The organism is Rhodococcus sp. B50, assembly GCF_013602415.1.
In the GTDB taxonomy this organism is placed as follows: domain Bacteria; phylum Actinomycetota; class Actinomycetes; order Mycobacteriales; family Mycobacteriaceae; genus Rhodococcus.
Genome location: NZ_WPAG02000002.1, coordinates 3,304,095 through 3,326,449, shown reverse-complemented (window position 1 = coordinate 3,326,449; position 22,355 = coordinate 3,304,095). Strand labels below are relative to the sequence as shown.

The following is a 22,355-nucleotide window of genomic DNA, read 5'->3' as shown; positions in this document are numbered from 1 at the left end:
TGCGTTGCACGAATGGAAAGGAACGGAAGATGGGGAAACGGACGATGACCACGGAGTTCGCACGTGGATTGTGTGGTCGGATCGGTGGGCTCGTCGCACAGGACGACGGCATGTCGACGGCGGAATATGCGATCGGCACCATCGCGGCTGCGGCATTCGGGGCGGTGCTGTACACGGTGGTGACCGGCGACTCGATCGTCTCCGCACTGACAGGCATCGTCGAACGAGCACTGAACACGTCGGTGTGAGGGATCCGGAGTCGAAAAACGTTCGCCGGACGTCGGTTACGGTCTTCGTCCGCGAGGACCGCGGAGGCGTCACCGTCGAAGCGGCTCTTGCGATCGCAAGCCTGGTCTCGGTGCTCGTGCTGTGCCTCGGCGCGGTACTGGGCATCGCGTACCAGGTGCGGTGCCACGACGCCGCACGCGAAGCCGCCCGCCTCACGGCACGGGGCGATCAGGCGCGGGCACTCGACGTGGCCGCGCGCGTCGCACCCCCGGATGCACGCGTGGCGGTGCGCGAGGAGGGGGACTTGATCGTCGTGGTCGTGACCGCCGAAAGCCCGTTGCTTCCACTGCTGACGCTGACGGCCGAGGCGGTGGCGGCGCGGGAGCCGGAAGGAATGCGATGAAGTCGGGCCGGTCCCTCGTCGGCGACGACGGGAGCGCGAGCGTGATCGGCTGCGCCGTGATGGCCGGCCTCATCGCGATCACCGCGACTCTGCTGCACGTCGGGTCGGTCGTCGTGGCCCGTCATCGTGCTCAGGCGGCGGCCGACCTGGCCGCGGTGGCGGTCGCCGCGGCGCTGGACCGAGGTGTCGTGGCGGCATGCGAGGCGAGTGAACCGATCACCTCGCGGATGCGAGTGCGTTTGCGGCGCTGCGACATCGATCGGTGGGACGCGGTCGTCGAGGTCACCGTCCCGGTGTCCTCCCTCTTCGGGGACAGGGAGGCGGCCGCCGTGGCGCGGGCGGGTCCTGCTGGATGAGACCGGATGGGAGGGTCGCTCCCGGGGTCGTATCCGGCCGATTCGACCTCGAGGCATGCTCTCGAAATGTGTCCGGAGTCCTCCGGAATGGCACACCGGTGCTCTGAATCGGCACTGCTTCGAGTGATCGACGAGGCTCGGGCGAAGGGAGCGCGGTATCAGGACCCGAGCGGCCCGGGCCTCTCGATCGCGTCGAGAACGGCGTCGAGGACGGCGACCGCTCCGGCCTTGTCGAGTGGATCGTTGCCGTTGCCGCACTTGGGGGAGTACACGCACGACGGGCATCCCGCGGCACATTCACAGGCCGCAACCGCATCGCGAGTCGCCGTGAGCCACTTGACGATCCGGTGGTAACCGCGTTCGGTGAATCCGGCACCGCCGGGTTGCCCGTCGTAGACGAAGACGGTGGGTAGCCCGGTGTCGGGGTGCAGGTCGGTGGAGACGCCGCCGATATCGCCACGATCGCACGTCGCGAGCAGGGGGAGCAGACCGATCGCGGCGTGCTCGGCGGCATGGAGCGCGCCCGGCACGCGATCGGGCGTCACGCCGATCCTGTCGAGCAGGTCGGGTTCGATCGTGTACATCACCGCGCGGGTGTCGAGCGTGTGCTCCGGCATGTCGAGGGGGATCTGGTCGAGCACCTCTCCCGACGGCAGGCGGCGCAGATAGCCGACCACCCGATGCGTCACCTCGACCCCCACGGACGCGACCGTGACGGGCCCGTATTCGCGTCGTTCGTCGACGGAGACGCAGCAGATGTCGGTGATCTCCCGAGCGCTCGTCGACCATTCCGGATCTTCGGCGTGCACGAGGGCGATGCCGTCCTCGAGATACAACTCGTCGACCACGAACGTCTCGCCCTGATGCAGGTGCACGGCTCCGGGATGGACGGTCGCGGGCGCCCGGGCGGCGTCGACGGTGCCGAGCATGCGACCGGTGTCGCCCTCGACGATCGAGATCTGATGGCCGATCCCGCCGCGGATCTCGACATCGCCGTGCGGTTGCGTACCGGGGGTGACGAACCAACCGTGCGGCCGGCGCCGGATCAGTCCCTGCTCCGCGAGGGCCGTGAGGACGTCGAGCGCACCGAACTCGTCGACCTCGGCGTCGCTGAGGGGTAGTTCGGCTGCGGCGCAGAGGAGTTGGGGTCCGAGCACGTACGGATTGTTCGGGTCGGTGATCGTCGCCTCGACCGGCCGGTCGAGCAGCGCTTGCGGATGGTGCACGAGATAGGTGTCGAGCGGATCGTCCCGTGCGATCAACACGACGAGCGAACCCTGCCCACGGCGACCGGCGCGACCGCCCTGTTGCCGGAACGACGCCACCGTGCCGGGGAAACCGGCGACGACCACCGCGTCCAGACCGGCGATGTCCACGCCGAGTTCGAGGGCGTTCGTGCTGGCGACGCCGAGCAGGCGTCCGTCGGAGAGGGCCGCCTCGAGGTCGCGGCGGTCCTCGGCGAGATAGCCCGCCCGGTAGGCCGCCACCCGGTCGGCGAGATCCGGTGCCGACTCGGTGAGAAGCCGGCGTGCGCCCATGGCGGTGAGTTCGGCGCCGTGGCGCGACCGGACGAACGCCAGCGTGCGGGCACCTTCGACGACGAGATCCGCGAGCAGACGCGCGGCCTCGGTGCCCGCGGCCCGGCGCACCGGGGCACCGTGTTCGCCGGTCACCTCGCGCAGCAGGGGCGGCTCCCACATGGCGACCGTGCGAGGTCCGTGCGGTGAACCGTCCTCGGTGACCTCCCGGCAGGGAGCGCCGATGAGACGGGACGCCGCGGCCCCCGGTTCCGCGGTCGTCGCGGAGGCGAGCACGAATACGGGATCGGCGCCGTACCGGCGGGCGACGCGCCGCAGCCGACGCAGGATCAGTGCGACGTGCGATCCGAACACGCCCCGGTAGGAGTGGCATTCGTCGACGACGACGTACCGCAGACGACGCCACAACCGGGCCCATCGGGCGTGGGCGGGTAGCAGCGACAGGTGCAGCATGTCGGGATTGGTGAAGATCCAGCGCGAGTGCCGTCGCGTCCACTGCCGGATCTCGGTGGACGTGTCGCCGTCGTAGGCGCACGCGCACACGGTCGACAGGGCGTCGATCTCGGAGGTCAGGTCGGTGACCGCACGCAACTGGTCGGCGCCGAGCGCCTTGGTGGGCGAGAGGTACAGGGCTGTGGCCTGTGGGTCGTCGGCGAGGGCACTGAGGACGGGAAGCTGGTAGGCCACCGACTTGCCGGACGCGGTGCCGGTGGACACGACCACGTGTTCCCCGCCGGCGGCGATGTCGGCGGCACTCGCCTGGTGGTGCCATGGACGCTCCACACCCTGTTCGCGGAACGCGTCGACGACGTCGTGGTGTGCCCACTGCGGCCAGTCGCTGTGATGTGCGGGTCGCGCCGGGATCTCCGCGACGTGGGTCAGCGGTGACTCGCCCGACGGGGTGCCCGTGAGCAGCCGATCGAGTAGCTCGCGACCGTAGGTAGGGGTGGCGTCGCCGCTGTGGAGGAAGGGCGAGCCGGTCACGCAGTACTCCGCGGGTCGAACGAGATGGTCTGTCGGATACGAGTGGGGGCCGAGGTCCGGGACGAGTGTGGCATCGGTGCCCTCCCGTAACATGGCAGCAACAGCTACCCGTGGGTAATGCTACCGAGGCGTGAACAAGATCAGGGAATTGGCACGTTTGTGCCCATTCCTACTGTTGCGCGTGCCCGGAACGTGGTTGACTGACACCCGGTCGCAGCTTCTGTGTTCGTAGACTTGGAAAAGTGCACGCTCGCAGGATCGATGGTTGCGAGCGCGGTGCTTTAGCTCTTCCAACGGGGGACTCGAGAAGTACAGCGGTCGGAACCGGGACCTGGCGGATCGCGTACCCGGCGGTTCGTCGAATCCGGTGTTAGAAAGAGAAGGAAAAGCATGGCACAGGGCACTGTGAAGTGGTTCAACGCGGAGAAGGGCTTCGGCTTCATCGCTCCTGAGGACGGCTCCGCCGACGTGTTCGTTCACTACTCCGAGATCCAGGGTTCCGGCTTCCGCACCCTCGAGGAGAACCAGCGAGTCGAGTTCGAGGTCGGTCAGGGCACCAAGGGCCCGCAGGCCACCGGCGTGCGCGCACTCTGATCCACCCGCTCGAGCGAGCAACCGGGCAAGGCCAACCACCTCGCCCGATCGTCCCCCGTCGCCTCAGGTGATGGGGGACGATGCATTTTCCGGGACGTGTGCGCGAACGGGCGTACGACCTCACCCACTCGTCGCGCTCGCGGAGCCGGGAGAGGAGGACCCTGTGAGCCAACTGTCCTTCTTCGGGGCCGACACGATGCCGCCGGCTCTGGCCGATCTGACCGGTCTGCTCGCGGCGCACGGACGCGCGTGCCTCACCGACGACGGCGCGGTATTGACCGTGGAGGTCGACGCCGAATGGCGCGCCCGTGCCATCGCCCAGCTCGTGACCGACACGGGAGTGGGGGCGGACATCGTCGCCGACGGCGATCTGTTCACCGTGAGCACGTCCTCCGAGAGCGCTCTCGTCCCGCTCGCCACCCAGTGGATCGGCGACGACACGAAGACTGTCCCGAGCGGCTGGGTCCCGTCCTCGCGGGCCCAGCGCGCGTGGTTCCTCGCGTCCGGTCGCATGGAGGTCGAGGGAGCACAGTATGTTCTCGGTCTGGATCCGACGGCTCCCGAGACCCATGCATCCCTGGTGCAGGCGCTCATGCGCGCCGGCATCGCGCCGACTCTCATCGGTACGCACGGCACCGGTGGTCCCGGGTTGAGGATCTCCGGCCGGAGGCGTCTGACGAGGCTCGTCGAGAACATCGGTGCACCTCCGGACGCCGACGCGGCACGCCGGATCTGGCCGCACGTGGAACCGGGTGATCATCACTTGTGAAGAGCCGTTCCCCGAGGATGTGCGACCCTGTGTGTGGCCGCGTCTGGGGAACGGGTCGGTATACATGTCTTCGAACAAGGCGACATGTCGGCAATGAGGGAAGGTGCGGGCGGCACGGTGGCAGCACGGGAGAAGAGCACTGCGGGCGGTTCGTCGGGCACGCGTCGGCTCGTGATCGTCGAGTCCCCGACCAAGGCGAGAAAGATCGCCCCCTACCTCGGCCGCGACTACGTCGTCGAGGCCTCGGTCGGGCACATCCGCGACCTGCCGCGTGGTGCTGCGGACGTCCCGGCCAAGTACAAGGGCGAGTCGTGGGCGCGCCTCGGTGTCGACGTCGACCACGACTTCGAACCGCTCTACGTCGTCAGCGCCGACAAGAAGTCCAAGGTCTCGGAACTGAAGAGCCTGCTCAAGGACGCCGACGAGCTCTACCTCGCCACCGACCCCGACCGCGAGGGTGAGGCCATCGCCTGGCACCTGCTCGAAACCCTCAAGCCCAAGGTGCCCGTCCGGCGCATGGTCTTCCACGAGATCACCGAGCCCGCGATCCGCGCGGCCGCCGAGAACACCCGCGACCTCGACAACGACCTGGTCGACGCGCAGGAGACCCGCCGCATCCTCGACCGTCTGTACGGCTACGAGGTCAGCCCGGTGTTGTGGAAGAAGGTCATGCCCCGCCTGTCGGCGGGTCGTGTGCAGTCCGTGGCGACCCGTGTGATCGTCCAGCGTGAACGCGAGCGCATGGCGTTCAAGTCCGCCGAGTACTGGGACATCGCGGCCACGATGGACGCCGGTGCCGACGCGAGCCCCCGCTCGTTCGGTGCCCGCCTGGTCAACGTCGACGGTGCCCGGGTCGCGTCGGGTCGTGATTTCGGGGCCGACGGGAACCTGAAGTCGAACGGTGTCGTCGTCCTCGACGAAGACCGCGCCCGCCGCCTCGCGGAGGCACTCGCCGGTGCTGCGCTGACGGTGTCGTCGGCCGAGAGCAAGCCGTACACGCGCAAGCCGTACGCCCCCTTCATGACGTCGACGCTGCAGCAGGAGGCGGGCCGCAAGCTGCGTTTCTCGTCCGAACGCACCATGCGCACGGCGCAGCGCCTGTACGAGAACGGCTACATCACCTACATGCGTACCGACTCCACGACGCTGTCGGAGTCGGCGATCGCCGCGGCCCGCGCACAGGCCACTCAGTTGTACGGCGCCGAGTTCGTCCACCCGACGCCGCGCCAGTACACCCGCAAGGTCAAGAACGCGCAGGAAGCGCACGAGGCGATCCGTCCCGCCGGCGACGTCTTCGCCACCCCCGGCGAGCTGCACTCGCGTCTCGACGGCGACGAGTTCAAGCTCTACGAGCTCATCTGGCAGCGCACCGTCGCCTCCCAGATGGCCGACGCGCGAGGCACGACGCTCACGTTGCGCATCACCGGCACCGCGGGCACCGGCGAGGAGTGCACCTTCTCGTCGTCGGGTCGCACCATCACCTTCGCGGGCTTCCTGAAGGCCTACGTCGAAAGCGTCGACGAGGAGGCCGGCGGACAGTCGGACGACGCGGAGTCGCGTCTGCCGAACCTGTCCGAGGGCGCGTCCGTCACCGCGACGAAGCTCGATCCGGATGGTCACTCCACGAATCCGCCCGCCCGGTACACCGAGGCGAGCCTGATCAAGACGCTCGAGGAACTCGGAATCGGCCGGCCCTCGACCTACGCGTCGATCATCAAGACGATCCTCGATCGCGGTTACGTCTACAAGCGCGGCAGCGCGCTCGTGCCGTCGTGGGTGGCGTTCGCCGTGATCGGCCTTCTCGAGGCGCACTTCGCCCAGCTCGTCGATTACGACTTCACGGCCGGAATGGAGGACGATCTCGACGAGATCGCCTCCGGCCACCGGCAGCGCACCGACTGGCTGACGCGGTTCTACTTCGGCAGCGACGACGGTCACGAGGAGTCGGTCGCCCGCAAGGGTGGTCTGAAGAAGCTGGTGGGGGAGAACCTCGAGGACATCGATGCCCGCGAGATCAACTCCATCCGCCTGTTCGACGACTCCGAGGGTCGCGAGATTCACGTGCGTGTCGGCCGGTTCGGCCCGTATCTCGAACGGATGATCACCGACCCCGACGATCCCGAGGCCGAGCCGACCTCGCAGCGCGCCAACCTGCCCGACGACCTTCCGCCGGACGAGCTCACCCTCGAGTACGCCGAGAAGCTCTTCTCGACACCGCAGGAAGGACGTGTCCTCGGTGTCGATCCGTCCACCGGCTATGAGATCGTCGCGCGTGAGGGCCGCTTCGGGCCCTACGTGACCGAACTGATCCCCGATCCGGAACCCGAGCCGGAACCGGAGCCGGACGTCACGCCCATCCCCGTCGAGGAACTCGGGTCCGAGGGGAAGGGCGGCACGAAGACCGCCACCAAGAAGGTCGTCGCGAAGAAGGCGGCGAAGAAGGCTCCGGCCAAGAAGGCTGCGAAGAAGACCGGCCCGAAACCGCGCACGGGTTCGCTGTTCAAGTCGATGGACCTGTCCACGGTCACGCTGGACGACGCTCTGAAGCTGCTGTCGCTGCCGCGCGTGGTGGGTGCCGATCCGGAGTCCGGCGACGAGATCACCGCTCAGAACGGCCGCTACGGTCCGTACCTGAAGAAGGGCACCGACTCGCGGTCGCTCGCGAACGAGGAGCAGATCTTCACCGTCACCCTCGAGGAGGCGCTGAAGATCTACGCGGAACCGAAGCGTCGCGGCCGGCAGGCCGCGGCCACACCGCCGCTGCGCGAGTTGGGCACCGACCCGGTGAGCGGCAAGCCGATGGTGATCAAGGACGGCCGTTTCGGCCCGTACGTCACCGACGGTGAGACCAACGCGAGCCTCCGCAAGGGCGACGAGGTCACGACGATCACCGACGAGCGGGCGTCCGAACTGCTCGCCGACCGTCGCTCACGTGGTCCGGCCAAGAAGACCGCGAAGAAGACGGCGGCGAAGAAGACCACCGCCAAGAAGACGGCCGCCAAGAAGACCACGGCGAAGAAGACGACGAAGAAGGCCGCCGCGAAGAAGACGACCGACTGACCGTTCTCGTCGGATCGCGCCGTTAACCTCACGGTGTGTATCGCGAACGGCCGTCGGGCCTGCCCGGCGTCACGCTGTGGCGGTCCGAGCCGTCCGGTGCCCGCGTGGGCGATACCCACGTGCTGCCGGACGGATGCACGGACCTCATCCGGCACGCGGACGGCTTCCTCGTCGCCGGCCCCGACACGACGTCGCAGTTCTCCGACCTGGCGGCAAGGCAGCCGTTGACGGCGGTCCGCTTCGAACCGGGCGTGGGTCCGCGGTTCTTCGGCGTCGACGCGAGCGAGCTGACCGATCGGCGGGTTCCGCTCGACGACCTGTGGCCGTCCCGCCGTGTCCGACTCCTCGCGGGTCGCGCCGAGGACGATCCTGTCGGCGCACTGGTCGGCGCCGTCCGCGAGGCGGTCGACGAACACGATCCGATGGTCGACCTCGCGCGGGCACTGGCCTCCGGCACGGCCGTCACGGAACTCGCGGCGAGCCTCGGCTGGAGCGACAGAACGCTGCGCCGGCGCTCGGCCCGGGCCTACGGGTACGGACCGAAGATGTTGTCGCGGGTGCTGCGGTTCCGTCGGGCAGTCGCCCGCGCTCGAGCCGGCGACGACTTCGCCCGTGTCGCGGCGGAGTGTGGGTACAGCGACCAGGCGCATCTCGCCCGGGAGGTGCGTGCGCTCTCGGGCGGCACCCTCGGGGAACTGGTCCGGCGTCACCCCGGAAGTGCGGCGAACAGGTCGAGGGTGTGGCCGTCGGGGTCGAGCACGCTCGCGTAGCGCTGTCCCCAGAACGCGTCCCACGGGGCCTTCGTCGAGGTGCACCCGGCGTCGATCAATGCCACGTGCGTCTCGTCGACCGCGCTCGCGGAGCCGCAGTCGAAGGCCAGAGCAGCCCCGCTTCCGGACGAAGGTTCGAACTTCGGGTCGAAGCTGCGGACGGACTCGACCGTGTCCCACATCAGGCGCAGTCCACCGGGGAGCGTGACCTCGAAGTGCGGCACCTCGGGTGCTTCGACGGGCAGGTCGAGGCCGAGCACGCGATAACACGCGAAGGACCGATCGAGGTCGGTGACGACGAGTCCCACCGCGGAGAAGTGAATGGTCATGGCCCGACGGTAGGGCTCCGGAACCACGCCCGTCTTGAATGTTCCGGACACGTGATCCGGATCGGTCGGAGCCGATCGTTAGGCTGAGCGCATGCCCGGGGTCTTCGATCGTCTCGTCGGTCAACGTGATGTCGAGACCGAACTCGTCGCTGCCGCGGTCGCAGCCCGTCGTGGCGACACCGGGTCGGCGATGACCCACTCGTGGCTGTTCACCGGACCTCCCGGATCCGGTCGCTCCGTCGCGGCGCTGTGCTTCGCTGCCGCGCTGCAGTGCATCGACGAGGAGACTCCCGGTTGCGGGCGATGCCACGCATGCACCACCACGATGGCCGGCACGCACGGTGACGTGCGGCGGGTCGTGCCCGAGGGACTGACGATCAGCGTCAAGTCGATGCGCGACATCGTGCAGGTCGCGTCGCGGCGCCCCAGCACGGGGCGATGGCAGGTCGTGGTGATCGAGGATGCCGACCGTCTCACCGAGGGGGCCGCGAACGCATTGCTGAAGGTGGTCGAGGAGCCACCGCAGCGAACGGTCTTCCTGCTGTGCGCGCCGTCGGTCGATCCCGAGGACATCTCAGTGACCCTGCGTTCCCGCTGCCGCCACGTCGGGTTGGTGACGCCCAGCGTCGACGCCATCGCACGTGTTCTCGAAGCCACCGACGATATCGATCCGAAGACGGCGCAGTGGGCCGCATCCGTCAGCGCGGGGCACGTGGGGCGAGCTCGGCGACTCGCCGTCGACGAGGGTGCCCGCGACAACCGGGCACGTGCCCTCGCTGTCGCGGGTGCGGTCCTCCGGCCTGCCACCACCTACGCCGCGGCCGACGAGCTCGGCCGCAGTGCCGAGACCGAGGCGAAGGAGATCAGCGCCGAGCGCGACGAGCGTGAGACGGAAGAGCTGAAGACAGCGCTCGGTGCCGGCGGTACCGGCAAGGGGGCCGCGGGTGCGCTTCGCGGTTCGGCCGGGGTGCTCAAGGAACTCGAACGCACCCAGAAGTCGCGGAAGACGCGCACCGAACGCGACATCATGGATCGGGCACTCATCGATCTCGCCGGCCTGTACCGGGACGCGCTGGTGCATGCCTTCGGATCACGGGTCACGCTCAACCACCCGGACATGGCGGATCGCGCGGCCGACCTCGCGTCGAGAACCCGGCCGGAAGCGCTGCTCGAGTGCATCGAGGCCATCCTCGACTGCCGGGAAGCGCTCGCTCAGAACGTCAAACCCCGGTTCGCGCTCGCGGCGCTCGCGGCCAGGCTGAGTGGAGCATTCCGGTAACCGAAGTGCCGGTTTGCATCGGGGTGGGGGTAGTCCGCTAGACTTCGGACGCCGAAAGGCTCGCTGCCTTAGCTCAGTCGGTAGAGCATTTCACTCGTAATGAAAAGGTCGTCGGTTCGATTCCGACAGGCAGCTCCACGAAGGCCCCTCACCACGGTGAGGGGCCTTCGACGTTTCTGCGTCCTGCGCGTCGTGCGCGGATGATGGAGGCATGTTGATGGAACTGTTCTCCTTGGTCCTGATCATCGGTGCTCTCGCTGTGGTGCTGCCCATGGCGATCCGGGTCTTCCGTAACCGCGACCGATGACACCGCGACCTTTGGCACGGAGCGACTGCGACCGTTGACACGGTTGCGAAATCCTCGACAAGGCGGTGACCGCGCCGCATGCTTCTCTCATGGCTGAGTCGTTGAAAGACCGGGTTCGGGAGAAGATCCTGCGGCAGCGCGCCGAGGACGGAGGCCGGCCGATCGGCGACGCCGAGGGGGACGACCCCCGCCTCATGGATATCCGTAGCGATCTCGCGATGCTCGAGCAGGCTGAGGAGGACGACCCGATCGTCCAGCATCTTGCCGCCAAGTACTGGGTGCCCTGAGCACCGTCTGATACCGCTTGCGAGCCGAGAAACATGCGTTGACCAGGCGATTTGGTTTTCTCGGAGATGTTCGCGTAACTTATTCCAGGTCAGAGCGACACGGACACCGACCCGGGCCGAAAGGAACGGGACAACGAGGTTGGACGAAGGCGCCTGCAGATTTCACTGGTTCGAAACCTTCTGGTAAGGTTTGGAACCGTGCCCGAGAGCCGGAAGGCCTTCGGATGAACAGTCACCCCGGAGTGAACGAACCGGAAGGTTCGGGATCGATGGTGTGTGCGTGTTCTTTGAGAACTCAACAGTGTGCCGATGAATGTCAGTGCCAATATTATTTGGTACTCCGCTCCATCGTTTCGATGGGGTGGGTATTTGCTGATCGTCTCATTCTTCCGTCTGGGAGGGTCAGTGTTTTACAGCTAGTTTGAGTTTTTTTGCTAGTGATTTGACTCTTTGGTCTTTGACTGATTGCCCTTTCGGGGGTGATTGTGAGTCTTCAACGGAGAGTTTGATCCTGGCTCAGGACGAACGCTGGCGGCGTGCTTAACACATGCAAGTCGAACGATGAAGCCCAGCTTGCTGGGTGGATTAGTGGCGAACGGGTGAGTAACACGTGGGTGATCTGCCCTGCACTTCGGGATAAGCCTGGGAAACTGGGTCTAATACCGGATATGACCTCTTGCTGCATGGTGAGGGGTGGAAAGTTTTTCGGTGCAGGATGAGCCCGCGGCCTATCAGCTTGTTGGTGGGGTAATGGCCTACCAAGGCGACGACGGGTAGCCGGCCTGAGAGGGCGACCGGCCACACTGGGACTGAGACACGGCCCAGACTCCTACGGGAGGCAGCAGTGGGGAATATTGCACAATGGGCGCAAGCCTGATGCAGCGACGCCGCGTGAGGGATGACGGCCTTCGGGTTGTAAACCTCTTTCAGCAGGGACGAAGCGCAAGTGACGGTACCTGCAGAAGAAGCACCGGCCAACTACGTGCCAGCAGCCGCGGTAATACGTAGGGTGCGAGCGTTGTCCGGAATTACTGGGCGTAAAGAGCTCGTAGGCGGTTTGTCGCGTCGTCTGTGAAAACCCGCAGCTCAACTGCGGGCTTGCAGGCGATACGGGCAGACTCGAGTACTGCAGGGGAGACTGGAATTCCTGGTGTAGCGGTGAAATGCGCAGATATCAGGAGGAACACCGGTGGCGAAGGCGGGTCTCTGGGCAGTAACTGACGCTGAGGAGCGAAAGCGTGGGTAGCGAACAGGATTAGATACCCTGGTAGTCCACGCCGTAAACGGTGGGCGCTAGGTGTGGGTTTCCTTCCACGGGATCCGTGCCGTAGCCAACGCATTAAGCGCCCCGCCTGGGGAGTACGGCCGCAAGGCTAAAACTCAAAGGAATTGACGGGGGCCCGCACAAGCGGCGGAGCATGTGGATTAATTCGATGCAACGCGAAGAACCTTACCTGGGTTTGACATGTACCGGACGACCGCAGAGATGTGGTTTCCCTTGTGGCCGGTAGACAGGTGGTGCATGGCTGTCGTCAGCTCGTGTCGTGAGATGTTGGGTTAAGTCCCGCAACGAGCGCAACCCTTGTCCTGTGTTGCCAGCACGTGATGGTGGGGACTCGCAGGAGACTGCCGGGGTCAACTCGGAGGAAGGTGGGGACGACGTCAAGTCATCATGCCCCTTATGTCCAGGGCTTCACACATGCTACAATGGTCGGTACAGAGGGCTGCGATACCGTGAGGTGGAGCGAATCCCTTAAAGCCGGTCTCAGTTCGGATCGGGGTCTGCAACTCGACCCCGTGAAGTCGGAGTCGCTAGTAATCGCAGATCAGCAACGCTGCGGTGAATACGTTCCCGGGCCTTGTACACACCGCCCGTCACGTCATGAAAGTCGGTAACACCCGAAGCCGGTGGCCTAACCCCTCGTGGGAGGGAGCCGTCGAAGGTGGGATCGGCGATTGGGACGAAGTCGTAACAAGGTAGCCGTACCGGAAGGTGCGGCTGGATCACCTCCTTTCTAAGGAGCACTTCTCCCGGTGAGGGTTCACACAGGTGAATTCCTCACGGGCAGAGACTGTTTCGTTCCCACAGGTGGAACGGCAGAAGCTCATGGGTGGAACGCTGACAAGCATTTTCTTCACTACTGCCGGCCCGAGTGCCGGTGGGAGGAAAGTTATATCGGTGCACTGTTGGGTCCTGAGGGAACACGCGATGTGTTTTTTCAGCGACGATGACTTACGAAGGCGGTTGGCCCGAGGGCCGGCGTTGGTAGGGGTTGTTGTGTGTTGTTTGAGAACTGCACAGTGGACGCGAGCATCTTTGTTGTAAGTGTTTATGAGCGTACGGTGGATGTCTTGGCACCAGGAGCCGATGAAGGACGTGGGAGGCTGCGATATGCCTCGGGGAGCTGTCAACCGAGCTGTGATCCGAGGATTTCCGAATGGGGAAACCCAGCACGAGTGATGTCGTGTTACCCGCATCTGAATATATAGGGTGTGTGGAGGGAACGTGGGGAAGTGAAACATCTCAGTACCCACAGGAAGAGAAAACAACATGTGATTCCGTGAGTAGTGGCGAGCGAAAGCGGATGAGGCTAAACCGAGTACATGTGATACCTGGCAGGGGTTGTGTATTCGGGGTTGTGGGGTTCGTTGTGTCGGCGCTGCCATGCCGGCCGACAGTGAGAAATCGTCGTGTTAGTCGAAGTGGTCTGGAACGGCCCGTCGTAGAGGGTGAGAATCCCGTAGACGAAAACACGGCGACTGTCGATACGAATACCCGAGTAGCACCGGGCCCGTGAAATCCGGTGTGAATCTGTCGGGACCACCCGATAAGCCTGAATACTCCCTGGTGACCGATAGCGGACAAGTACCGTGAGGGAAAGATGAAAAGTACCCCGGGAGGGGAGTGAAATAGTACCTGAAACCGTGCGCTTACAATCCGTCAGAGCCGATGCACGATTCAGTTCGTGGTGGGTGATGGCGTGCCTTTTGAAGAATGAGCCTGCGAGTTAGCGGCATGTCGCGAGGTTAACCCGTGTGGGGTAGCCGTAGCGAAAGCGAGTCCGAATAGGGCGACCTGTAGTGGCATGTTCTAGACCCGAAGCGGAGTGATCTACCCATGGCCAGGGTGAAGCGACGGTAAGACGTCGTGGAGGCCCGAACCCACTTAGGTTGAAAACTGAGGGGATGAGTTGTGGGTAGGGGTGAAAGGCCAATCAAACTCCGTGATAGCTGGTTCTCCCCGAAATGCATTTAGGTGCAGCGTCGCGTGTTTCTCACCGGAGGTAGAGCTACTGGATGGTCTAGGGGGCCCACAAGCTTACCGAAATCAGCCAAACTCCGAATGCCGGTGAGTGAGAGCGCGGCAGTGAGACTGCGGGGGATAAGCTTCGTAGTCGAGAGGGAAACAGCCCAGATCGCCGGCTAAGGCCCCTAAGCGTGTACTAAGTGGAAAAGGATGTGGGATCGCTGAGACAACCAGGAGGTTGGCTTAGAAGCAGCCACCCTTGAAAGAGTGCGTAATAGCTCACTGGTCAAGTGGTTCTGCGCCGACAATGTAGCGGGGCTCAAGTACACCGCCGAAGCCGCGGCATTCACACAACACCCACTTGTTTCTGCGGAAACTTGTGCAGTGGTGTGGATGGGTAGGGGAGCGTCGTGTGGCCGTGGAAGCGCCGGAGTGATCCAGGTGTGGAGGCCATGCGAGTGAGAATGCAGGCATGAGTAGCGAAAGACGAGTGAGAAACTCGTCCGCCGGATGACCAAGGGTTCCTGGGCCAGGTTAATCCGCCCAGGGTGAGTCGGGACCTAAGGCGAGGCCGACAGGCGTAGTCGATGGACAACGGGTTGATATTCCCGTACCCGTGTATCCGCGCCCAATGGCGAATCAGTTGTGCTAACCGTCCAAAAGTCTCCTGTGTCCCTTCGGGGGCTCGGGGGATGGCTGCACGGGACCCCGATTGTAGTAGTCAAGCGATGGGGTGACGCAGGAAGGTAGCTGGGCCAGGTGATGGAATACCTGGTGTAAGCCGGTAGGGCGAATGGTAGGCAAATCCGCCATTCACACAGCCTGAGAGGTGATGCGTACCCGTTGAGGGGAATTCAGTGATCCTATGCTGCCGAGAAAAGCCTCTAGTGAGTTGGTACACGGCCCGTACCCCAAACCGACACAGGTGGTCAGGTAGAGAATACCGAGGCGATCGAGAGAACTGTGGTTAAGGAACTCGGCAAAATGCCCCCGTAACTTCGGGAGAAGGGGGACCACGCTCGGTGACCGGACTTGCTCCGTGAGCTGGGGGTGGTCGCAGAGACCAGAGAGAAGCGACTGTTTACTAAAAACACAGGTCCGTGCGAAGTCGTAAGACGATGTATACGGACTGACGCCTGCCCGGTGCTGGAAGGTTAAGAGGACCGGTCAGCCATTTCGGTGGCGAAGCTGAGAATTTAAGCCCCAGTAAACGGCGGTGGTAACTATAACCATCCTAAGGTAGCGAAATTCCTTGTCGGGTAAGTTCCGACCTGCACGAATGGCGTAACGACTTCTCTGCTGTCTCGACCACAGACTCGGCGAAATTGCATTACGAGTAAAGATGCTCGTTACGCGCGGCAGGACGAAAAGACCCCGGGACCTTCACTATAGCTTGGTATTGGTGTTCGGTTCGGTTTGTGTAGGATAGGTGGGAGACTGTGAAGCTCATACGCCAGTATGGGTGGAGTCGTTGTTGAAATACCACTCTGATCGTATTGGACCTCTAACCTCGGACCATGATCTGGTTCAGGGACAGTGCCTGGTGGGTAGTTTAACTGGGGCGGTTGCCTCCCAAAATGTAACGGAGGCGCCCAAAGGTTCCCTCAGCCTGGTTGGCAATCAGGTGTCGAGTGCAAGTGCACAAGGGAGCTTGACTGTGAGACTGACAGGTCGAGCAGGGACGAAAGTCGGGACTAGTGATCCGGCACCGGCATGTGGAAGCGGTGTCGCTCAACGGATAAAAGGTACCCCGGGGATAACAGGCTGATCTTCCCCAAGAGTCCATATCGACGGGATGGTTTGGCACCTCGATGTCGGCTCGTCGCATCCTGGGGCTGGAGTAGGTCCCAAGGGTTGGGCTGTTCGCCCATTAAAGCGGCACGCGAGCTGGGTTTAGAACGTCGTGAGACAGTTCGGTCTCTATCCGCCGCGCGCGTTAGAAACTTGAGGAAGGCTGTCCCTAGTACGAGAGGACCGGGACGGACGAACCTCTGGTGTGCCAGTTGTCCCGCCAGGGGCATGGCTGGTTGGCTACGTTCGGAAGGGATAACCGCTGAAAGCATCTAAGCGGGAAGCCTGTTCCAAGATGAGGTTTCTCACCCCCTCGAGGGGGTAAGGCCCCCGGCAGACCACCGGGTTGATAGGCCGGAACTGGAAGCCCAGCAATGGGTGGAGGTGACCGGTACTAATAGGCCGAGGACTTACCACGAAGATGTTACGCGTCCACTGTGCGGTATCTGAAACAACACACACATCAGAACCGGAAACACCCCGCGGGGTGAACCCGGTTCGGTGCGTGGTTACTGTTTCATAGAGTTACGGCGGCCATAGCGACAGGGAAACGCCCGGTCCCATTCCGAACCCGGAAGCTAAGCCTGTCTGCGCCGATGGTACTGCACTCGACAGGGTGTGGGAGAGTAGGACACCGCCGAACACCCGTTACCGAAGACCCCCAACATTGTTGGGGGTCTTCGGCTTTGAGGAGGGGGCCCGCTTTCGCGGGTCCCCTTTTCTCGTATCGGGATCTTCGGTCGGCCTATGCTCGGACGTGTGGGACGGATCGAGCCGGCGACGAGCGTGTTCGGTGATGTCGAACTCACCATGGACGAATTGCGGGCGGTGGCCCGGTACCGGCGGAGAGCGCACAGGACGTGCTCCCAGTCTTCGAAGAGTCCGTTCGCGACGACCGTCGTCCACGTGCAGCGCTCGAGGCGGCTTGGGAGTTCGTCGACGGTGCGCGCCGAACGAGGCTGCAGCGCGTCACCGCCCTGGACGCCCATCGGGCTGCGAAGGACGCACCCACCGAAGCGGCCGGCCTGGCTGCACGGTGCGCCGGCGACGCTGCCGCGGCCGCCTACCTGCACCCGATCGGGAAGGCTACCCAGGTCGGGCACATTCTCCGTGCAGCTGCGAGTGCTGCTCGCATCGCAGAACTCCGTGCGGGTGACGACCCGGCAGCAGCAGAAGCCGCGCTCGAACACGCCCGGCGAAGCGCGACTACCGTCGTGGTCGACGTCCTGTCCAGATACCCGCTCGCGCCGGTGTCGAAGAGCCGGGTCGGGCAATTGATGAGCGCGCTGGATACGCTGCTGCGGGATCCGCTGTGAGAAACGTCGTCCGGGAGAGACCCACCGACGTGGGCCCCTCCCGGATCCTCATCCCCCGCGATCCGGTGCCCATCTCACCGGTCCGTCTCCGGAAGATCACGCCCTACAGGTACCACCCACCGTTCACACCGATGGCCTGCCCGGTGATGAAGCCGGCGTCGTCCGTGCACAGGAACGCGGCGGCTGCGGCCACGTCGTGGGGAGTACCGGTTCGGCGTACCGGAGTCATGGTGGCCAGCACGTCCAGGTCGATCAACTGGCCGGGTTGTTCCTCGGCCCGCGCCATCGGGGTATCGATGATCGACGGAGGAATCGTGTTGGCGGTGATGCCTTTCGGGGACAGTTCGAATGCGAGGGCTTTCGTCAGCGCGATGACCCCGCCCTTCGACGCCACATAGTGTGCGCGGTCGGGCGCACCGGACTGTGCACTCGACGACGAGATCGTCACGATGCGACCCCACCCCGCCTCCAGGAGATCGGGAAGTGCCGCCTGGATCGTGTTGAACGTGCCGGTGAGATTGACGTCGAGGGCCCGCTGCCACGACTCCGCGGTGATCTCACCGAACGGTGCGCTCTCCTGGATACCGGCACTCGTGACGATGATCGAGATCGGCCCGAGTTCGGCACGTGCCTTCTCGACGGCCGCATCGACACTCGCCCGATCCGCGACGTCCGCGTCGAGCCCGATCACCCGAGCTCCGTCGCCTGCCAGTTCGTCTGCTGCGGCTCGGACTGCGTCGCCGTTGCGGTCGAGCAGAGCCACGGGGTGGTTGCGTCCGGCGAGTTCTCCGGCGATCGCCCGGCCGATGCCGGACGCGGCCCCCGTGACGATTGCTACCCGGCTCGTTGCCGTCCCTGCGTTGTCAGCGGGCATGGGCGCTTCCTTCCGTGACGGTGACGGGGGTGAACTCGAGATGGATCTCGGTGAGTCCGCGGAGGATGTAGGTCGGCTCGTAGGTGAAGTGCCGGTCGTCGGTGGGTCCGTGCTTCTCTTCCGAGATCCGGATGTCGCCGAGCCGATCCAGCAGTCGCTCGACGGTGACGCGTGCTTCCACTCTGGCCAGCGGACCACCGGGGCAGGAGTGGACACCGCGTCCGAACGCGATGTGTTCGCGGGAGTTCTCCCGGTCTATCCGGAATTCGTGGGGATCGGTGAATCTGCGGGGATCCCGGTTGCCTGCCGGTAGCGAGACCATGACGGTGGTGCCGGCCGGTATTTCGACGCCGGCGAGACTCGTCTTCTTCCTGGTCAAGCGGAAATCGCTCTTCACCGGTCCTTCGAGCCGGAGCGCCTCCTCCACGAACTGCGGTATCAGACTGCGATCCTCGCGAAGTTGCTTCTGCAGATCGGGATTCTCGGCGATGAGCCGGAAGGCCGCTGTGATCAGGCGTGCGGTGGTGTCCTGCCCGGCACCGAACAGGAAGGTGGCGAGCCGGACGAGATCGACGACATCGGGAGTGCCGCCGTCCGCGTACGTCGATCCGGCGAGGATCGACAGCACGTCCTTCCGCGGCGTGGTGCGCCTGTCCTCGATGTACGCCGAGAACTTCGAATCCAGGAACTCGAGGGGGTTGGTGCCGAGGGCGCCGTCCTCGGCCATCGCGCCGGGTGTCTGAGTCGACAGGTGGGCGATGAAGGCGGCGTGGTCCTCCTCCGGTACACCGAGGAGATCGGCGATGGTGAGTAGCGCGAACGGCTGCGCGTACCCGTGGAGCAGCTCGACCTTCCCGGACTCGTGGAAGGTGTCGATCAGCCGGTCCGCGAGGCGCCACATGAAGTCCTCGTTCTCGGCGAGTCGTCGCGGGGTGAACAATCCGCCGAGCAGTCGACGGACGCGGGTGTGCTGGGGTGGATCCATCGTTACGAGGTGTTCGTTGAGGGGGATCTCGGGCCGGTGGCGTTCGATTTGTTCGCTGATGTCGTCCCCTTCGGGTTCGAAGGGCATGCCGGGGAACGGACCCGTCGCCGCGTTGATGTTCGAGTAGGTCGATGTATCTCTCAGTACAGCAAGACATTCCTCGAATCCCGTCACTGCGACCACGTCGCGGGGGCCGGTGAAGCGCACCGGGCATTCCGAGCGCAGGTGATCGAAGTAGGGATGTGGATCGGGAATGAAGGACGGATCCGTGAAGAAATCCTTCGAGTCGAAGTCGTTCACTCGGGGGCTCCTGACGTCGTGCACACACGAGGTGCGCAACTGCGGTGGTACCGATGGGAACGCCAGCCTCGCCCGATGCTGAGCGCCTGCCTAGCAGTGCTGGATACATGGATAGCACGGGGTCCGAATGTGGTCAAGAGCACATTCGATCGTGTGGTTACCATGAGCGCGGATCGGTGCGCCGCACCGGCCGTGAAGCGAGCTCCGACGGCAACGGAGGTAAGGGATGACGTCGTCGAGGCGGATCGGTGCGCCGGATGCGAAGAATCGGACGGTTCTGCTCGATGCGGCCGAGCAGTTGATGCTCGAAAAAGGCTATGCCGCCGTCACTTCGAGGCGTGTGGCCGAACGTGCCGGTCTCAAGCCGCAACTGGTCCACTACTACTTTCGAACCATGGACGATCTCTTCCTCGAGATGTTCCGCCGGCGCGCGGAAGAGGGTCTGGCGATCCAGGCCGAGGTGGTGAAGTCCCCCAGTCCCCTTCGGGCCCTCTGGGAGTTCAGCACCGATCCGGCGGCGGTGGCCGTGACGATGGAGTTCATCGCCTTGGCCCGTCATCGTGACGCCCTCCGTTCCGAGATCGCGCGCTACTCCGAGCTCTTTCGTATCGGACAGCGGGACGCAGCGCGTGCCGCTCTCGCACGGTCCGGATACGAACTCTCCCGGGTTCCGCCGGTGGTGCTGTCGGTGCTGATGACGAGCATCTCGCGAGTGATCGTGATGGAGGAGTCCCTCGGCCTCACGGAGGGGCACGCCGAGACCTACGAACTCGTCGAATGGTGTCTGTCGATGCTCGAGGGTGGCGCTGCTCCCGGCGGTGTCGAAGGCGCTCTAAGGCGCGATGACCTGCGGTGATCCGCCCCGGCGGAGGGCCGAGCGCGATGTCGTACGAAATCGTGTATTGCAACTACGAGAATAGTATTCTACTTTTGGACCGGGTAGACAGCCCGGCTTCGGCACCCGATCGCCCGCGGGTCGCCGAGGCGCCGTACCGCGAGGTGTGACACGACGCCGGCCGAGCCCGCCGGTGCACTCCGGCCGACGATGTGCGATCGACGGCCGGATATCGGAAAATTCTCGAAAACTCTGCGAACACAATCTGTTTCGGCGATGCTTGCGACCGTTCGATGGTCGGTGTCGTCCACGCTCATCTACTCCTGGAGGGGAGCAGTCGTGGCACCTACGGTATGGGGGTCGTCGAGACGGTGTTGTGCGCTCGATGCCGGATCGGTGCGGTAGACCGCGATGCGCACGACGGCCACGAAGGAGATCGGCGAATGGGCGCGCGGATACCTCCGGCGTCATCCGGTCGCCGCGCTCGAAACCGTCGGCGGTCAGTGTGTTCTGGGCATCCGTGCCCTCCGGTACCTGATCCTCGACATCATCACCCTGCGGTTCCCGTTCGCGGAGTTCGTCCGTCAGGCGGCGTTCATGGCCTCGGCGTCCGCGCTGCCCACGATGTTCGTCGCGATACCGATCGGGGTGACCTTGTCGATCCAGTTCGGTCTGCTCGCAGGCCAGGTCGGCGCCACATCCCTGGCCGGCGCGGCCAGCGGCCTCGCGGTGATCAAGCAGGGTGCGCCGATGGTCGCGGCCCTGCTGATGGCGTCGGCGGCCGGTTCTGCCGTATGCGCCGACCTCGGTTCCCGCAAGATCCGCGACGAGATCGACGCCATGGAGGTGATGGGCCTGTCGGTGGTCCGGCGCCTCGTGGTGCCGCGCCTGGTCGCCGCCGTAGTGGTCGGTCTCGCCCTCACCGGTCTGGTCTGCTTCGTCGGATTCCTGTCCGGCTACATCTTCAACACCTTCGTAATGAACGGAACCCCAGGTAGTTTCGTGACGACCTTCGCGTCGTTCGCGACGATCGGCGACTTCGTCCTGACCATGATCAAGGCGGCGGTCTTCGGTGCGATCGTCGCGATCGTCGCCTGCCACAAGGGCCTGTCGACACGCGGTGGACCGGCGGGCGTCGCCGATTCGGTCAACGCGACCGTCGTCGCGTCCATCCTGCTGCTCATGATCGTCAACGTCGCCTTCACGCAGCTGTACGTGCTGCTGTTCCCGAAGACGGGATTCTGACATGGCGTCCCGGTACTTCCCGCCCGGCACCCGGCCCCTCGTCGTCCTCGCCACAGCACAGGCCCGTTCGATCCAGCGCCTCGGGCACATCGTGGTCTTCTTCCTGCGCGCCGTAGCCGCGATACCGACGACCCTGCGGCACTACCGGAAGGAGTTCCTGCGCATCCTCTCCGACGTCACCTGGGGCAACGGCTCGCTCGTCGTCGGCGGAGGCACGGCCGGGGTCATTATCGTCCTGGGTGCCTCGGCGGGCGCGATCGTCGCCATCGAGGGGTACAACGCGCTGCACCTGCTCGGCCTGGAACCCGCGACGGGAATGGTGTCCTCGACCGCCACGACCCGCGAACTCGCTCCCATCATGGCGTCGCTCGCGTTCGCCGCGCAGGCCGGATGCCGGTTCACCGCTCAGCTCGGTGCGATGCGCATCTCGGAGGAGATCGACGCCATGGAGTCGCTGGCGATCCGGTCGATCCCGTATCTCGTGACGACCCGCCTGCTCGCCTCGGTGGTCGCGGTGGTGCCCCTCTATCTCGTCTGCCTCACCGTGAACTACGTTGCCGTGCAATCGGTGATCGGGTTGACCGGGGGAGTGTCGGCCGGTACCTACAGCCATTACTTCTCCCTCGTGCTCAACGGCACCGACATCGCCTATTCGCTGCTCAAGACCGTCGTGTTCGTCGTCATCACCACCACCATCCAGTGCTACTACGGCTTCTACGCCGCCGGCGGCCCTCAGGGTGTGGGAACGGCGGCCGGCCGCGCCATGCGGGCGAGTATCTCGGCGATGATCGTCGTCAACCTCCTCATGACCGTCGCACTCTGGGGCATCGGTTCGGGCGCAAGGCTCGGAGGGTAGGC

Annotated in this window: 16 protein-coding genes, 1 tRNA gene, 3 rRNA genes and 1 pseudogene; 17 read left to right on the top strand and 4 right to left on the bottom strand. The window is 64.8% G+C overall.

Features of this window, described 5'->3' with window-relative positions:
• The first annotated feature begins 44 nt into the window (after positions 1-44).
• Genes GON09_RS15715 through GON09_RS15705 form a run of 3 tightly spaced genes read left to right on the top strand, consistent with a single transcriptional unit; the run spans position 45 to position 987 of the window.
• Positions 45-248, top strand: coding sequence for a DUF4244 domain-containing protein (locus tag GON09_RS15715; protein WP_213932597.1), 204 nt, complete (start codon positions 45-47; stop codon positions 246-248).
• The gene (locus GON09_RS15710) at positions 245-631 is read left to right on the top strand and encodes a TadE family type IV pilus minor pilin (protein WP_213932596.1); all 387 of its coding nucleotides are present in this window, start codon (positions 245-247) and stop codon (positions 629-631) included. Before GON09_RS15715 ends, GON09_RS15710 begins: the two co-directional genes overlap by 4 nt.
• Complete coding sequence (locus tag GON09_RS15705) at positions 628-987, top strand: Rv3654c family TadE-like protein (RefSeq protein WP_213932595.1); 360 nt, start codon at positions 628-630, stop codon at positions 985-987. Before GON09_RS15710 ends, GON09_RS15705 begins: the two co-directional genes overlap by 4 nt.
• Before the next feature lie 158 nt (positions 988-1,145).
• Here the strand turns inward: GON09_RS15705 and GON09_RS15700 are convergent, their stop codons facing one another.
• A complete protein-coding gene (locus GON09_RS15700; protein WP_213932594.1) occupies positions 1,146-3,509 on the bottom strand; it encodes a DEAD/DEAH box helicase in 2,364 nt (787 codons plus the stop codon).
• 390 nt (positions 3,510-3,899) lie between these two features.
• Between GON09_RS15700 and GON09_RS15695 the strand changes: the two genes are divergently transcribed.
• From GON09_RS15695 to GON09_RS15680, 4 genes are all read left to right on the top strand, one after another.
• Positions 3,900-4,103, top strand: a complete 204-nt coding sequence (locus tag GON09_RS15695; protein ID WP_003935252.1) for a cold-shock protein — start codon at positions 3,900-3,902, stop codon at positions 4,101-4,103.
• 163 nt (positions 4,104-4,266) lie between these two features.
• Positions 4,267-4,872, top strand: a complete 606-nt coding sequence (locus tag GON09_RS15690) for a hypothetical protein (protein ID WP_213932593.1) — start codon at positions 4,267-4,269, stop codon at positions 4,870-4,872.
• A 93-nt stretch (positions 4,873-4,965) separates the two neighbouring features.
• A complete protein-coding gene (gene topA / locus GON09_RS15685; RefSeq protein ID WP_244865526.1) occupies positions 4,966-7,932 on the top strand; it encodes a type I DNA topoisomerase in 2,967 nt (988 codons plus the stop codon).
• A gap of 35 nt (positions 7,933-7,967) precedes the next feature.
• The gene (locus tag GON09_RS15680; protein ID WP_213932592.1) at positions 7,968-8,702 is read left to right on the top strand and encodes a helix-turn-helix domain-containing protein; all 735 of its coding nucleotides are present in this window, start codon (positions 7,968-7,970) and stop codon (positions 8,700-8,702) included.
• Here GON09_RS15680 and GON09_RS15675 read toward each other — a convergent pair.
• Positions 8,639-9,031 (bottom strand): VOC family protein, encoded by a 393-nt coding sequence (locus tag GON09_RS15675; protein WP_213932591.1) that lies wholly within the window; start codon positions 9,029-9,031, stop codon positions 8,639-8,641. The genes GON09_RS15680 and GON09_RS15675 overlap by 64 nt on opposite strands.
• 91 nt (positions 9,032-9,122) lie before the next feature.
• Between GON09_RS15675 and GON09_RS15670 the strand changes: the two genes are divergently transcribed.
• From GON09_RS15670 to GON09_RS15640, 7 genes and pseudogenes are all read left to right on the top strand, one after another.
• Positions 9,123-10,310, top strand: a complete 1,188-nt coding sequence (locus GON09_RS15670; RefSeq protein WP_213932590.1) for a DNA polymerase III subunit delta' — start codon at positions 9,123-9,125, stop codon at positions 10,308-10,310.
• A 62-nt stretch (positions 10,311-10,372) separates the two neighbouring features.
• Positions 10,373-10,448, top strand: a tRNA-Thr gene (locus GON09_RS15665).
• 258 nt (positions 10,449-10,706) lie between these two features.
• Positions 10,707-10,904, top strand: coding sequence for a hypothetical protein (locus tag GON09_RS15660; protein WP_026003667.1), 198 nt, complete (start codon positions 10,707-10,709; stop codon positions 10,902-10,904).
• A 493-nt stretch (positions 10,905-11,397) separates the two neighbouring features.
• A 16S ribosomal RNA gene (locus tag GON09_RS15655) occupies positions 11,398-12,919 on the top strand.
• 305 nt (positions 12,920-13,224) lie between these two features.
• Positions 13,225-16,360 (top strand): 23S ribosomal RNA (locus GON09_RS15650).
• 108 nt (positions 16,361-16,468) lie between these two features.
• Positions 16,469-16,585 (top strand): 5S ribosomal RNA (gene rrf / locus GON09_RS15645).
• Together the 16S, 23S and 5S rRNA genes form the textbook arrangement of a ribosomal RNA operon.
• Positions 16,586-16,689: 104 nt before the next feature.
• Positions 16,690-17,258: pseudogene (locus tag GON09_RS15640) on the top strand (putative immunity protein).
• Between the two features lie 103 nt (positions 17,259-17,361).
• On the opposite strand, the gene GON09_RS15635 reads toward GON09_RS15640, so the two are convergent.
• Positions 17,362-18,132, bottom strand: coding sequence for an SDR family NAD(P)-dependent oxidoreductase (locus tag GON09_RS15635; RefSeq protein WP_213932589.1), 771 nt, complete (start codon positions 18,130-18,132; stop codon positions 17,362-17,364).
• A complete protein-coding gene (locus tag GON09_RS15630) occupies positions 18,122-19,417 on the bottom strand; it encodes a cytochrome P450 (RefSeq protein ID WP_213932588.1) in 1,296 nt (431 codons plus the stop codon). Before GON09_RS15630 ends, GON09_RS15635 begins: the two co-directional genes overlap by 11 nt.
• 226 nt (positions 19,418-19,643) lie before the next feature.
• Here GON09_RS15630 and GON09_RS15625 point away from each other — a divergent pair, with 226 nt between their 5' ends.
• The 3 genes from GON09_RS15625 to GON09_RS15615 all read left to right on the top strand — a co-directional run bounded on the left by GON09_RS15625 (position 19,644) and on the right by GON09_RS15615 (position 22,353).
• The gene (locus tag GON09_RS15625; RefSeq protein WP_213932587.1) at positions 19,644-20,273 is read left to right on the top strand and encodes a TetR/AcrR family transcriptional regulator; all 630 of its coding nucleotides are present in this window, start codon (positions 19,644-19,646) and stop codon (positions 20,271-20,273) included.
• A 390-nt stretch (positions 20,274-20,663) separates the two neighbouring features.
• Complete coding sequence (locus GON09_RS15620; RefSeq protein WP_213932586.1) at positions 20,664-21,497, top strand: MlaE family ABC transporter permease; 834 nt, start codon at positions 20,664-20,666, stop codon at positions 21,495-21,497.
• A gap of 1 nt (position 21,498) precedes the next feature.
• Positions 21,499-22,353, top strand: a complete 855-nt coding sequence (locus GON09_RS15615) for an ABC transporter permease (RefSeq protein ID WP_213932585.1) — start codon at positions 21,499-21,501, stop codon at positions 22,351-22,353.
• The last annotated feature ends 2 nt before the right edge of the window (positions 22,354-22,355 follow it).

Coding starts and splice junctions, on each gene's coding strand:
- GON09_RS15705 (WP_213932595.1), top strand. CDS start 628: ATGAAGTCGGGCCGGTCCCTCGTCGGCGACGACGGGAGCGCGAGCGTG.
- GON09_RS15675 (WP_213932591.1), bottom strand. CDS start 9,031: ATGACCATTCACTTCTCCGCGGTGGGACTCGTCGTCACCGACCTCGAT.
- GON09_RS15635 (WP_213932589.1), bottom strand. CDS start 18,132: ATGCCCGCTGACAACGCAGGGACGGCAACGAGCCGGGTAGCAATCGTC.
- GON09_RS15625 (WP_213932587.1), top strand. CDS start 19,644: ATGACGTCGTCGAGGCGGATCGGTGCGCCGGATGCGAAGAATCGGACG.
- GON09_RS15695 (WP_003935252.1), top strand. CDS start 3,900: ATGGCACAGGGCACTGTGAAGTGGTTCAACGCGGAGAAGGGCTTCGGC.
- GON09_RS15660 (WP_026003667.1), top strand. CDS start 10,707: ATGGCTGAGTCGTTGAAAGACCGGGTTCGGGAGAAGATCCTGCGGCAG.
- GON09_RS15615 (WP_213932585.1), top strand. CDS start 21,499: ATGGCGTCCCGGTACTTCCCGCCCGGCACCCGGCCCCTCGTCGTCCTC.
- topA (WP_244865526.1), top strand. CDS start 4,966: ATGAGGGAAGGTGCGGGCGGCACGGTGGCAGCACGGGAGAAGAGCACT.
- GON09_RS15670 (WP_213932590.1), top strand. CDS start 9,123: ATGCCCGGGGTCTTCGATCGTCTCGTCGGTCAACGTGATGTCGAGACC.
- GON09_RS15715 (WP_213932597.1), top strand. CDS start 45: ATGACCACGGAGTTCGCACGTGGATTGTGTGGTCGGATCGGTGGGCTC.
- GON09_RS15620 (WP_213932586.1), top strand. CDS start 20,664: ATGCGCACGACGGCCACGAAGGAGATCGGCGAATGGGCGCGCGGATAC.